Source organism: Pseudomonas sp. BJa5 (genome assembly GCF_030272875.2).
Lineage (GTDB): Bacteria > Pseudomonadota > Gammaproteobacteria > Pseudomonadales > Pseudomonadaceae > Aquipseudomonas.
Map to the genome: position 1 here is coordinate 47,911 of NZ_JALRNG020000027.1, position 12,793 is coordinate 60,703.

Sequence of the window (12,793 nt, forward strand, 5' to 3'; positions counted from 1 at the left end):
GATGATGAGCCTTGTGCCTGGCGATGCTGTGCCGCGGCCAATAGGGGACGATCCACAAGTCGACAGCGATCCGGGTGAGACCGCCGAATGGCTGGAGGCGCTGGAGTCGACCCTGCGCCACTGCGGCCCGGAGCGCGCACGATTCCTCCTCCAGCAATTGCAGGCCCATGCTCGCGAGCTGGGCGTGGAACATGGCGTGCAGCCCTTTTCGGCGTACCGCAACAGCTTGTCGGTGGAGCAGCAGGGCGCCTACCCGGGCGACCTGGAGCTTGAGGAGCACATCACCAGCATCCTGCGCTGGAACGCCCTGGCCATGGTGGTGCGGGCCAACCACGCCTATGGCGACCTGGGTGGCCATATTGCCAGCTACGCCTCGGCGGCGGAAATCTTCGAGGTCGGCTTCCAGCACTTCTTTCGTGGCGACAGCGGCGGCGAGCGACGCACGGCCGACCTGGTGTTCTTCCAGCCCCATTCGGCGCCGGGCATTTATGCACGGGCGTTTCTCGAAGGGCGCTTGAGTGAGGAGCAGCTGGCCAGTTACCGCCAGGAAGTGGCGGGCAAGGGGCTGTGCTCTTATCCACACCCCTGGTTGATGCCGGACTTCTGGCAGTTCCCCACCGGCTCCATGGGCATCGGCCCGATCAACGCCATCTACCAGGCGCGCTTCATGCGCTACTTGCACAATCGTCAGTTGGCCGACACCGCGCAGCGGCATGTCTGGGGGGTATTCGGCGATGGCGAGATGGATGAGCCGGAATCCATTGCCGGCCTGACCCTGGCGGCGCGCGAGCAACTGGACAACCTGACCTTCGTGGTCAACTGCAACCTGCAGCGCCTGGACGGCCCGGTGCGTGGCAACGGCCAGATCATCCAGGAGCTCGAAGCGCTGTTCAGCGGCGCCGGCTGGAACGTAATCAAGGTGCTCTGGGGCTCGGAGTGGGATGCGCTGTTCGCCCGCGACACCGAGCATGTGTTGCTGCGCCAGTTGGCGGCGACACCGGATGGCCAGTTCCAGAACCTGGGCGCCAAGGACGGCACCTATAACCTCGAACACTTTTTCAACCAGCAACCGGCCCTGCAGAAGCTGGTGGAGCACATGAGTTCGGCCGAGATCAACGCGCTCAAGCGTGGAGGTCACGATTTTCGCAAGTTGCACGCGGCCTTCGCCGCCGCCCGGGCCTGCAAGGGCCGCCCCAGCGTGATCCTGGCCAAGACCAAGAAAGGTTATGGCATGAGCGCTGCCGGCGAGTCGCGGATGACCGCGCACCAGGCCAAGAAGCTCGACGTGCAGGCCCTGCTGGCCTTCCGCGACCGCTTCCACCTGCCGCTCAGTGACAGCCAGGTCGAGCAGTTGCAGTTCTATCGCCCGGCCCAAGACAGCCCGGAAATGCGCTATCTGCGGGAGCGCCGAGCGGCCCTCGGCGGACCCTTGCCGGCACGGCGCAGTGAAGTGCGCCCGATAGCCGTGCCGGCGCTGGCGACCATGGGCGGCTTTGCCCTGCAGGCCGAAGGCAAGGAAATGTCCACCACCATGGCCGCGGTGCGCATGCTCGGTGCCTGGCTCAAGGCGCCGGAGCTGGGGCCGCGGGTGGTGCCGATCGTGGCCGACGAGGCGCGCACCTTCGGCATGGCCAGCCTGTTCCGGCAGATTGGTATCTATTCGCCCCTGGGGCAGTGCTATGAGCCTGAGGATGCCGGCTCGTTGTTGTCCTACAAGGAGGCCCAGGACGGTCAGTTGCTGGAGGAGGGCATTACCGAAGCCGGGGCGATTTCTTCCTGGGTGGCGGCGGCAACGTCCTATGCGGTGCATGGCGAGCCGATGCTGCCGGTGTACATCTACTACTCGATGTTCGGCTTCCAGCGCGTGGGCGACCTGATCTGGGCGGCAGCCGACCAGCGCGCCCGCGGGTTATTGCTCGGCGCCACCGCCGGGCGTACCACCCTGGGCGGCGAAGGCTTGCAGCATCAGGACGGCTCGAGCCTGGTGATGGCTTCGATGGTGCCCAATTGCCGCGCCTGGGAGCCGTGTTTTGCCGGCGAACTGGCGGTGATCCTCGAGCATGCGGCGCGGCGCATGCTCAGCGAGCAACGGGACGAGTTCCATTACGTTGCGGTGATGAACGAAAACTATCCACAACCGTCACTGCCCGAGCAGGTGCACGAAGAGGTTTTGCGCGGTATGTACCGTTATGTCGAACAGCGCGTGGCGGATGCCAGGGGGCGCGTGCGCCTGCTGGGCTCCGGTGCGATCCTGCGCGAAGTGATTGCGGCCAGTGAGCTGCTGGCGGCCGACTGGCAGGTCGAGAGTGAGGTGTTCAGCGTCACCAGCTTCAGCGAGCTGGCGCGTGAGGCACGGGATATCCAGCGGCTCGGACGACTTGGGCAGGACAGTGCAGGCGCCAGTCATGTGCAGCGTTGCCTTGAGGGCAGCGCACCGGTGATCGCCGCCAGCGACTACGTGCGCGCCTGGCCGCAGCTGATCGCCGAGTATGTGCAGGCGCCCTATGTCACCCTGGGCACCGATGGCTTTGGGCGCAGTGATACCCGGCAGCAGCTTCGCCGGTTTTTCGAGGTGGATCGCTACAGTGTCGTGGTGGCCAGCCTGCACACCCTGGTTGGACAGGGGAGTGTCGAGCGGCAGGTGCTGGACCGGGCGTTGGAGCGCTATGGCCACAGGGTTGGTCAGGCCCCCTGGTACAGTTGAACTAACGCTTCTGTAGGAGCGGGCTTGCCCCGCGATGGCCCCAACAAAAAACCCCGCCAATCGGCGGGGTTCGTGTTATCAGCGCTTGAGCCCGTAATGCTCGTCGAGCATGCCTGGCGCGTTGGGTGCCTTCGGCGCGTAGTCGCGTGGCACCTCGGTGTCCCGGGGTGGGGTCAGGCGATCACGCGGGGCCTGGGCAGCCTCCGAGTGCAGGGCGGCCAGCAGGCGCTGGCGGGTCAGTTCGTCCAGGGCCAGGCGGTTGGCGCCATCGGCCAGGTGATCCTGGACTTCCTGGTAACTCTGGGTCAGTTTCTTGACCAGCGCAGCCGTACTGTTGAAGTGAGTCACCACCTCGTTCTGGTAGCTGTCGAAACGTTCCTGGATATCATCCAGCTGCCGCTGGGTGCTGCTCGGTGCCGCATTGGGCAGCAGGCGGGCGACCAGGAAACCAACGACGACGCCCACGACGAGGGCCAGGGTCGGCAACAACCAAACTAAGAGCGAGAGTTCCACGAGTCCTTCCTCTATAAACGGCTTTGCTTTACGTTAACGGCTCGGACCTGCGCTGTATACCGCGAACGATCGCAAATATCTCAGACAGAATCATTCAGCTAGACGAGTCGACCCTTTCCGAGGTCACGGAGTTTATCCTTGCTTATCCGCGAAACCCCCGTATTCATCGATGGCCCGGTCGGCCAACTGGAAGCCTTGTACCTTGATGTCGCCGACGCCCGCGGCGTGGTGCTGCTGTGCCACCCCAACCCGGTACAGGGTGGCACCATGACCAACAAGGTGGTGTCGATGCTGCAACGCACCGCCCGCGATGCAGGTTTCATCACCCTGCGCTTCAACTACCGGGGCGTCGGCGCCAGTGCCGGCAGCCATGACATGGGCAGCGGTGAAGTGGACGATGCCCAGGCGGCGGCCAAGTGGCTGCTGGACAAGCACCCGCAACTGCCGCTGACCCTGATGGGCTTCTCCTTCGGTGGTTTCGTCGCCGCCAGCCTCGGCGGGCGCCTGGAAGCCAATGACATCGCGCTCAAGCACCTGTTCATGGTGGCCCCGGCGGTGATGCGCCTCAGGGACCAGGATACGCTGCCACAGGCGTGTGCGCTGAGCGTGATCCAGCCGGATACCGACGAAGTGATCGATCCGCAGATCGTTTACGACTGGTCCGACGCACTTGCACGCCCCCATGAGCTGCTGAAAGTGGCAGAATGCGGACACTTTTTCCATGGCAAGCTCACCGACCTCAAGGAACTGGTGCTGCCGCGCCTTTCGAATTGATACAAGCCTGATAAGCGATTATCCATGACTACGCGCATCCTTACCGGTATCACCACCACGGGCACGCCTCACCTGGGCAACTACGCCGGTGCCATCCGTCCGGCTATCCTCGCCAGCCGCGAGCCGGGTGTCGACTCGTTCTACTTCCTGGCCGACTACCACGCCCTGATCAAGTGCGATGACCCGCAGCGCATCCAGCGCTCGCGCCTGGAAATCGCCGCGACCTGGCTGGCCGGTGGCCTGGACCCGGAGCGCGTGACCTTCTATCGCCAGTCCGACATCCCCGAGATCCCTGAGCTGACCTGGCTGCTGACCTGCGTAGCGGCCAAGGGCCTGCTCAACCGCGCCCACGCCTACAAGGCCTCGGTGGACAAGAACCTGGAGAACGGTGAAGACCCGGATGCCGGTGTCAGCATGGGCCTGTACAGCTACCCGGTGCTGATGGCCGCCGACATCCTGATGTTCAACGCCAACAAGGTGCCGGTCGGCCGCGACCAGATCCAGCACGTGGAAATGGCCCGCGACATCGGCCAGCGCTTCAACCACCTGTTCGGCCAGGGCAAGGAGTTCTTCGCCCTGCCGGAGGCGGTGATCGAGGAAAGCGTGGCGACCCTGCCGGGCCTGGACGGGCGCAAGATGTCCAAGAGCTACGACAACACCATTCCGTTGTTCAGCAGCGCCAAGGACATGAAGGATGCGATCTCGCGCATCGTCACCGACTCCCGTGCCCCGGGCGAAGCCAAGGATCCGGACAATTCGCACCTGTTCACCCTGTTCCAGGCCTTCGCCACCCCGGCGCAAGCCGAGGAGTTTCGCAGCGAGCTGCTGCAGGGCCTGGGTTGGGGCGAAGCCAAGCAGCGTCTGTTCCAGCTGCTCGACGGCCAACTGAGCGAGCCGCGCGAGCGCTATCACCAGCTGATCAGCCGCCCGGGCGACCTGGAAGACATCCTCCTGGCCGGTGCGCAGAAAGCGCGCAAGGTGGCCACCCCGTTCCTCGAGCAACTGCGTGAAGCGGTCGGCCTGCGTTCGTTCCGCTCGATCGAGCAGGGCGCCACCCAGGTCAAGAAGAAAGCGGCCAAGGCAGCGCGTTTCGTCAGCTTCCGCGAAGACGACGGCAGCTTCCGCTTCCGTCTGCTGGCAGCCGATGGCGAGCAACTGCTGCTGTCGCGCAACTTCGCCGATGGCAAGACCGCCGGTGCGGTGAGCAAGCAGCTGCAGCAGGGTGGTGAGCTGGATGTGCGCTGCGAAGGCCTGGGCTTCAGCCTATGGCTGGAAGGCGAGTGCGTAGCCGACGGTCCGCAGCTGGCCGACGAGGCCGCGCGCGATGCCGCCATCGAGAGCCTGCGCGCGGCGCTGCAGCCGCAGGACTGAAACGGCCTGACGCAAGTCTGATTGCCATTATCCGGGGCCGTCGCTACAGTGACGGCCCGCTTTTGTTGCCTTGCTAACGAATTATGACGCCCCTAGAACGATATCAAGCAGATCTGAAACGTCCCGAATTCTTCCATGACGCGGCGCAGGAAACAGCGGTGCGTCATCTGCAGCGCCTGTACGACGATCTGATCGCGGCGCAGAACAACAAGCCAGGCGTGTTCGGCAAGTTGTTCGGCAAGAAGGAGCAGGCACCGGTCAAGGGCTTGTACTTCTGGGGTGGGGTAGGGCGCGGCAAGACCTACCTGGTCGATACTTTCTTCGAAGCGCTGCCGTTCAAGCAGAAGATGCGCACGCACTTCCACCGCTTCATGAAGCGCGTGCACGACGAAATGAAATCGCTCAAGGGCGAGAAGAACCCGCTGACCCTGATCGCCAAGCGCTTCTCCGATGAAGCACGGGTGATCTGCTTCGACGAATTCTTCGTCTCGGACATCACCGACGCGATGATCCTCGGCACCCTGATGGAGGAGCTGTTCAAGAACGGCGTGACCCTGGTGGCCACCTCCAACATCGTGCCGGACGGCCTGTACAAGGACGGCCTGCAACGTGCGCGCTTCCTGCCGGCCATTGCCCTGATCAAGCAGAACACCGACATCGTCAACGTCGACAGTGGCGTCGACTATCGCCTGCGTCATCTGGAGCAGGCCGAACTGTTCCACTTCCCGCTGGACGAAGCCGCCCACGAGAGCCTGCGCAAGAGCTTCCGGGCCCTGACGCCGGAATGCACCCAGGCGGTGGAGAACGACGTACTGATCGTCGAGAACCGCGAGATTCGTGCCTTGCGCACCTGTGACGACGTGGCCTGGTTCGACTTCCGCGAACTGTGCGACGGCCCGCGCAGCCAGAACGACTACATCGAACTGGGCAAGATCTTCCACGCCGTGTTGCTCAGCGACGTCGAGCAGATGGGCGTGACCACCGATGACATCGCCCGGCGCTTCATCAACATGGTCGATGAGTTCTATGACCGCAACGTCAAGCTGATCATCTCGGCTGAAGTCGAACTCAAGGACCTGTACACCGGCGGGCGCCTGACCTTCGAGTTCCAGCGGACCCTGAGCCGCTTGCTGGAAATGCAGTCCCACGAGTTCCTGGCGCGGGCGCACAAGCCTTAATCTTGGTAATACCACATCGCCGGCTATGCCGGCTCCCACAAGGTTCGGATCTGGCCTCTGTGGGAGCTGGCGTAGCCGGCGATGCTGTTTACGCCTCTTGCATGAACTGCTGCCGATACTGGTTCGGCGACAACTCGGTGTGCTGCCTGAACAGCCGCGCAAAGAAACTCGCATCGTCGTAGCCGACCTCGTAGCTGATGGTCTTGATGCTCTTGCGCGTACCCGACAACAAGCCCTTGGCTGTCTCGATCCGCAGCCGTTGCAGGTAATGCAACGGTTTGTCGCCGGTTGCGCTCTGGAAGCGGCGCATGAAGTTGCGGATGCTCATGCCATGGTTGCGCGCCACGTCCTCGAAGCGGAACTTGTCGGCGAAGTGCTCTTCAAGCCACTGCTGGATCTGCAGGATGATCAGGTCCTGGTGCAGTTTCTGCCCGCCGAAACCCATGCGCCCCGGGGTATAGCTGCGCTGCACTTCGTAGAGGATGTCGCGGGCCACGGCCTGGGCCACGTTGGCGCCGCAGAAGCGCTCGATCAGGTAGATGTACAGGTCGCACGCCGAAGTGGTGCCGCCTGCGCAATACAGGTTGTCGGCGTCGGTCAGGTGCTTGTCCGGGTTCAGGCTGACCTTGGGGAAGCGTTCGGCGAACTGGTTGAAGAAGCGCCAGTAGGTGGTCGCCTCCTTGCCGTCGAGCAGCCCGGCTTCGGCCAGCCAGAACACACCACTGGCTTCGCCGCAGAGCACTGCGCCACGGGCGTGCTGGTCACGCAGCCAGGGCAGTACCTGGGGGTAGCGCTGGCAGAGGGCGTCGAAGTCGTCCCAGAAGGCCGGCAGGATGATCACATCGGCCTGTTCCAGGCCACTGTCCACCGGTAGCAGGACATCGCTGAAGCTGCGCACCGGCTGGCCGTCGGGGCTCACCAGGCGGGTCTCGAACATGGGCTGCAGGCCCAGTCCCAGTTGCTTGCCATAGCGCAGGCTGGCCAGGTGGAAGAAGTCCTTGGCCTGCATCAGGGTCGAAGCGAACACATTGTCGATGGCCAGGATGCTGACGCGCCGCAAGGACGCGGAGGGTTGGGTAAACATCATTTTCTTTATTCTTATAGGGTAGAGTGGTCAATCACCGGCTGGATCGTCTTATTTTTTGGCCGTTGTGTCTACCCTCGGTTCTAGTGGGAGCGGGCTTGCCCCGCGATTGCGTTTGTCAGTCACATCGCATCGCGGGGCAAGCCCGCTCCCACCGACCGTTTCTCCCGCCAGGCTTATGGCGCCGGATTGGGTTGGTCCTGGTGAATGGCCTCGATAGCTGCCAATAGCTCGTCCGAGAGCTTGAGGTCGAGGCTGGCCAGGTTGCTGTCCAGCTGCTCAAGGGTGGTGGCGCCGATGATGTTGCTGGTCACGAACGGCTGGCGGGTGACGAAGGCCAGGGCCATCTGTGCCGGGTCCAGGCCGTGGTCGCGGGCCAGCTTCACATAGCGGCTGCAGGCCGCCACGGTCTGCGGGTTGGAATAGCGCGAGAAGCGGCTGAACAGGGTCAGGCGGCCCTTTTCCGGGCGAGCGCCGTTCTCGTATTTGCCCGACAGCATGCCGAAGGCCAGGGGCGAGTAAGCCAGCAGGCCGCACTGTTCGCGGATGGCGATTTCCGCCAGGCCCACCTCGAAGCTGCGGTTGAGCAGGTTGTAGGGGTTCTGGATCGACACCGCGCGGCTCCAGCCGCGGCTCTCGGCCAGTTGCAGGAACTTCATGGTGCCCCACGGCGTTTCGTTGGACAGGCCGATATGGCGGATCTTGCCGGCCTTGACCTGCTCGTCGAGCACTTCCAGGGTCTCTTCCAGCGGGGTGAAGTGGTCCAGGGGCAGGTGCTGGTAGCCCAGCTTGCCGAAGAAGTTGGTGCTGCGCTCGGGCCAGTGCAGCTGGTAGAGGTCGATCCAGTCGGTCTGCAGGCGCTTGAGGCTGTCGTCCAGGGCGGCGACGATGTGCTGGCGGTTGTGCTTGAGCTGGCCGTCGCGGATATGGCTGATGCCGTTGCCGGGGCCGGCTACCTTGCTGGCCAGGATCCAGTCGGCGCGATCGCCGCGCTGCCTGAACCAGTTGCCGATGATCCGTTCGGTGGCGGCGTAGGTTTCCGGGCGGGGCGGCACCGGGTACATCTCGGCGGTGTCGATGAAGTTGATGCCGGCGGCTTTGGCGCGTTCGATCTGGGCGAACGCCTCGGCCTGTTCGTTCTGCTCGCCCCAGGTCATGGTGCCCAGGCACAGGGCGCTGACATTGAGGTCGGTACGGCCCAGCTGGCGGTATTCCATCGGCTTCTCCCTGGCAAAAGAAGCATAAAAGCAGGTTGAATTTTTTTTCGCAATCTGGATAATTCAGCCCCTCTCCGCGGTGCGGAAGTGATGCCCCGCCCGTAGAAGAACCCTGCCGAATATTGGACGCGCTGACCCGAGCCCCCGATAGCGTCCGTGTGCGGCTGTGTCCTTGCTTGTCAAGGTACGCACTATCCAGTAAGATTCGCCGTCTTATTTTCGCTGGGCGGCCCCTGAGGCTTTAAAGAATGAAAACTTTTACTGCTAAACCGGAAACAGTAAAGCGCGACTGGTTCGTAGTTGACGCCGCTGGTCAGACCCTGGGTCGTCTGGCTACCGAAATCGCTAGCCGTCTGCGTGGCAAGCACAAGCCAGAATACACTCCTCACGTTGACACCGGCGACTACATCGTCGTCATCAACGCCGAGCAGATCCGTGTCACTGGTGCCAAGACTTCGGACAAGATGTACTACTCCCACTCCGGCTTCCCGGGCGGTATCAAGGAAATCAACTTCGAGAAGTTGATCGCCAAGGCCCCAGAGCGCGTGATCGAGACCGCGGTTAAAGGCATGCTGCCGAAGAACCCGCTGGGTCGCGACATGTACCGTAAGCTGAAAGTCTATGCGGGCGCTACTCACCCTCATACTGCTCAGCAGCCCCAAGAACTGAAGATTTAACGGAATAGTTCATTATGTCGGCGACTCAAAATTACGGCACTGGCCGTCGCAAGACCGCAACCGCTCGCGTTTTCCTGCGTCCAGGTACCGGTAACATCTCCATCAACAACCGTCCTCTCGACACCTTCTTCGGTCGTGAAACCGCGCGCATGGTCGTTCGCCAGCCGCTGGAACTGACCGAGACCACCGAGAAGTTCGACATCTACGTCACCGTTATCGGTGGTGGTGTCAGCGGCCAGGCTGGTGCGATCCGTCACGGTATCACCCGTGCACTGATGGACTACGACGAAACCCTGCGTGGCGCTCTGCGTCGTGCTGGCTACGTCACCCGCGACGCTCGTGAAGTCGAGCGTAAGAAAGTGGGTCTGCGTAAAGCACGTAAGCGTCCACAGTACTCCAAGCGTTAATTTCGCTTCGGCGTTCAAAAAAAGCCCGGTTCCAGTGGAACCGGGCTTTTTTTATGTCTTGAATAAAGCATGTTGGTTTTCGCTGTGACAACTTGCCGCATAGACGCAGGTCAAGTGCTATAAGGGATGCAGCCCTTTGCCACGGCTAATCACCTTGTCAGAGAAGGGTCTTTTCATTACCATGCGGCAACTTTTAGCAGTTCAGAAATTACTTAGTAGATGCCTGTTGTAACAGGCCATAAAGCTGATGGGAGAGGACTGAATGAGCAATGACGGCGTCAATGCAGGCCGGCGTCGCTTCCTCGTAGCAGCCACGTCCGTGGTGGGTGCTGCAGGAGCGGTGGGGGCTGCGGTCCCGTTCGTGGGGTCATGGTTCCCCAGTGCCAAGGCGAAAGCCGCAGGTGCACCGGTGAAGGTCAATATCGCCAAGGTTGAGCCAGGCCAGCAGATGATTGCTGAATGGCGTGGCCAGCCGGTCTTCATCGTCCGTCGCACCGAGGAGATCCTCGGCAACCTCAAGAAGATCACTGGCGACCTCTCCGACCCCGAGTCCAAAGCATCGGTCCAGCCCACCTACGTCAACCCGGAAAACCGCGCGATCAAGCCGGAAATCCTGGTGCTGGTCGGCCTGTGCACCCACCTGGGCTGCTCGCCGACCTTCCGTCCTGAAGTCGCCCCTGTCGACCTGGGTCCCAAGTGGGTCGGCGGTTACTTCTGCCCGTGCCACGGTTCCCACTACGACCTGGCTGGCCGCGTCTACAAATCCCAGCCGGCGCCGCTCAATCTGCCAGTGCCGCCGCACTCTTATGAGTCGGACGACATCATTGTCGTCGGCGTCGATCAGGAGAACGCGTGATGAGTAAGTTCATGGACTGGGTTGACGCCCGCTTCCCCGCGACCAAGATGTGGGAAGACCATCTCAGCAAGTATTACGCACCGAAGAACTTCAACTTCTTCTACTTCTTCGGGTCGCTGGCACTGCTCGTTCTGGTCAACCAGATCGTCACCGGTGTCTGGCTGACCATGAGCTTCACCCCGTCGGCCGAAGAGGCGTTCGCCTCGGTCGAATACATCATGCGTGACGTCGAGTACGGCTGGATCCTGCGCTACCTGCACTCCACCGGCGCCTCGGCATTCTTCATCGTCGTCTACCTGCACATGTTCCGCGGCCTGCTGTACGGTTCGTACCAGAAGCCTCGCGAACTGGTCTGGGTGTTCGGCATGCTGATCTACCTGGCGCTGATGGCAGAAGCCTTCATGGGTTACCTGCTGCCATGGGGCCAGATGTCCTACTGGGGTGCCCAGGTGATCATCTCGCTGTTCGGTGCCATTCCGGTGATTGGCGACGACCTGACCCAGTGGATCCGCGGTGACTACCTGATCTCCGGCATCACCCTGAACCGCTTCTTCGCCCTGCACGTGGTAGCCCTGCCGATCGTCATCCTCGGCCTGGTGGTGCTGCACATCCTGGCACTGCACGAAGTGGGTTCGAACAACCCTGATGGCGTCGACATCAAGAAGCTCAAGGACGAGAACGGTGTGCCGCTCGACGGCATCGCCTTCCACCCTTACTACACCGTGAAGGACATCGTCGGCGTCGTCGTGTTCCTCTTCGTGTTCTGCGCCGTGGTGTTCTTCTTCCCGGAAATGGGCGGTTACTTCCTGGAAAAACCGAACTTCGAGCAGGCCAACGCCTTCAAGACCCCTGAGCACATTGCCCCGGTCTGGTACTTCACCCCGTTCTACGCGATCCTGCGGGCGGTTCCGGACAAGCTCCTGGGCGTTATCGCCATGGGCGCCGCGATTGCCGTGCTGTTCGTCCTGCCCTGGCTCGACCGCAGCCCGGTCAAGTCCATGCGCTACAAAGGCTGGATGAGCAAGGCCTGGCTGGTGGTGTTCTGCATCTCGTTCGTGATCCTCGGCGTGCTGGGCGTACTGGCGCCGACCCCGGGCCGTACGTTGCTGTCGCAGGTATGTACCTTCCTGTATTTCGCCTACTTCATTCTGATGCCGTTCTACACCAGGCTTGAGAAGACCAAACCGGTTCCGGAAAGGGTGACTGGCTGATGAAAAAGCTATTTGCAGCATTGATTCTGGCAGTGATGCCCACGCTGACCTTCGCGGCCGAACACGGCCTGGTGCTGGACAAGGTCGATATCGATCTGGCCGACAAGGCCGCCATGCAGGACGGTGCCCGGACCTTTGCAAACTATTGCATGGGTTGCCACAGCGCCAAGTTCCAGCGTTATGAGCGGGTTGCCGACGACCTGGGCATCCCTCACGAGCTGATGCTCGAGAAACTGGTGTTCACCGGTGCCAAGATTGGCGATCACATGAAGATCGGCATGCAACCTGAAAACGCCAAGGCCTGGTTCGGCGCCGCGCCGCCCGACCTGACCCTGGTGGCCCGCGTGCGCGGCACCGACTGGTTGTACACCTACCTGCGCAGCTTCTACGCCGACCCGTCGCGTCCGTGGGGTGTGAACAACAAGGTGTTCCCGAACGTCGGTATGCCCAACGTTCTGGTTGGCCTGCAGGGCAACCAGGTGATTGGCTGCAAACAGGTGCAGACTGTGGTCGACGGCAAGAAGCAGTACGATCCGCTGACCGGCACGCCGCTGACCCATGAAGCGTGCGACCAGCTGACCGTGGAGCCGAAATCCGGTACTCTGACCGAAGAGCAGTTCGACGAGAAGGTCAAGAACCTGGTGACCTTCCTGGCCTACTCGGCCAACCCGGTCAAACTGGAAAGCCAGCGCATCGGCACCTATGTGCTGCTGTACCTGGCCTTCTTCTTCGTATTCGCTTACCTGCTCAAGCGCGAATACTGGAAGGACGTGCACTGATCACGCAGTAGTTTCTGGTAGT

12 protein-coding genes are annotated in these 12,793 nt (G+C 62.2%); 9 read left to right on the forward strand and 3 right to left on the reverse strand.

Features of this window, described 5'->3' with window-relative positions; translation table 11 throughout:
- Window positions 1-4 precede the first annotated feature (4 nt).
- Entirely contained in the window at window positions 5-2,704 is a 2,700-nt protein-coding gene (gene mdeB, locus M2D63_RS16305; protein ID WP_285863978.1) for an alpha-ketoglutarate dehydrogenase, read from the forward strand.
- A 78-nt stretch (window positions 2,705-2,782) separates the two neighbouring features.
- Here the strand turns inward: mdeB and M2D63_RS16310 are convergent, their stop codons facing one another.
- Window positions 2,783-3,217, reverse strand: a complete 435-nt coding sequence (locus M2D63_RS16310) for a YhcB family protein (RefSeq protein ID WP_285863979.1) — start codon at window positions 3,215-3,217, stop codon at window positions 2,783-2,785.
- Between the two features lie 138 nt (window positions 3,218-3,355).
- Between M2D63_RS16310 and M2D63_RS16315 the strand changes: the two genes are divergently transcribed.
- The 3 genes from M2D63_RS16315 to zapE all read left to right on the forward strand — a co-directional run bounded on the left by M2D63_RS16315 (window position 3,356) and on the right by zapE (window position 6,540).
- The gene (locus tag M2D63_RS16315; protein ID WP_285863980.1) at window positions 3,356-3,991 is read left to right on the forward strand and encodes an alpha/beta hydrolase; all 636 of its coding nucleotides are present in this window, start codon (window positions 3,356-3,358) and stop codon (window positions 3,989-3,991) included.
- 24 nt (window positions 3,992-4,015) lie between these two features.
- A complete protein-coding gene (locus M2D63_RS16320) occupies window positions 4,016-5,362 on the forward strand; it encodes a tryptophan--tRNA ligase (RefSeq protein ID WP_285863981.1) in 1,347 nt (448 codons plus the stop codon).
- An 83-nt stretch (window positions 5,363-5,445) separates the two neighbouring features.
- Window positions 5,446-6,540: a cell division protein ZapE gene (zapE, locus tag M2D63_RS16325; protein WP_285863982.1), complete on the forward strand. Its 1,095-nt coding sequence runs from the start codon at window positions 5,446-5,448 to the stop codon at window positions 6,538-6,540.
- Window positions 6,541-6,628: 88 nt separating this feature from the next.
- Here the strand turns inward: zapE and M2D63_RS16330 are convergent, their stop codons facing one another.
- Both M2D63_RS16330 and M2D63_RS16335 read right to left on the reverse strand, forming a co-directional pair.
- Complete coding sequence (locus M2D63_RS16330) at window positions 6,629-7,525, reverse strand: GlxA family transcriptional regulator (RefSeq protein WP_285864008.1); 897 nt, start codon at window positions 7,523-7,525, stop codon at window positions 6,629-6,631.
- 275 nt (window positions 7,526-7,800) lie between these two features.
- Entirely contained in the window at window positions 7,801-8,841 is a 1,041-nt protein-coding gene (locus tag M2D63_RS16335) for an NADP(H)-dependent aldo-keto reductase (protein WP_285863983.1), read from the reverse strand.
- 248 nt (window positions 8,842-9,089) lie between these two features.
- Between M2D63_RS16335 and rplM the strand changes: the two genes are divergently transcribed.
- From rplM to M2D63_RS16360, 5 genes are all read left to right on the forward strand, one after another.
- On the forward strand, window positions 9,090-9,518 hold the full coding sequence (gene rplM / locus M2D63_RS16340) for a 50S ribosomal protein L13 (RefSeq protein ID WP_038607182.1): 429 nt from the start codon (window positions 9,090-9,092) through the stop codon (window positions 9,516-9,518).
- A 14-nt stretch (window positions 9,519-9,532) separates the two neighbouring features.
- Window positions 9,533-9,925 (forward strand): 30S ribosomal protein S9, encoded by a 393-nt coding sequence (gene rpsI, locus M2D63_RS16345; RefSeq protein WP_285863984.1) that lies wholly within the window; start codon window positions 9,533-9,535, stop codon window positions 9,923-9,925.
- 262 nt (window positions 9,926-10,187) lie between these two features.
- Window positions 10,188-10,781: a ubiquinol-cytochrome c reductase iron-sulfur subunit gene (gene petA, locus M2D63_RS16350; RefSeq protein ID WP_028943272.1), complete on the forward strand. Its 594-nt coding sequence runs from the start codon at window positions 10,188-10,190 to the stop codon at window positions 10,779-10,781.
- Window positions 10,781-11,992, forward strand: a complete 1,212-nt coding sequence (locus M2D63_RS16355) for a cytochrome bc complex cytochrome b subunit (RefSeq protein WP_285863985.1) — start codon at window positions 10,781-10,783, stop codon at window positions 11,990-11,992. The genes petA and M2D63_RS16355 overlap by 1 nt, the downstream gene beginning before the upstream one ends.
- Window positions 11,992-12,771, forward strand: coding sequence for a cytochrome c1 (locus M2D63_RS16360; protein ID WP_285863986.1), 780 nt, complete (start codon window positions 11,992-11,994; stop codon window positions 12,769-12,771). The genes M2D63_RS16355 and M2D63_RS16360 overlap by 1 nt, the downstream gene beginning before the upstream one ends.
- Window positions 12,772-12,793: the final 22 nt, after the last annotated feature.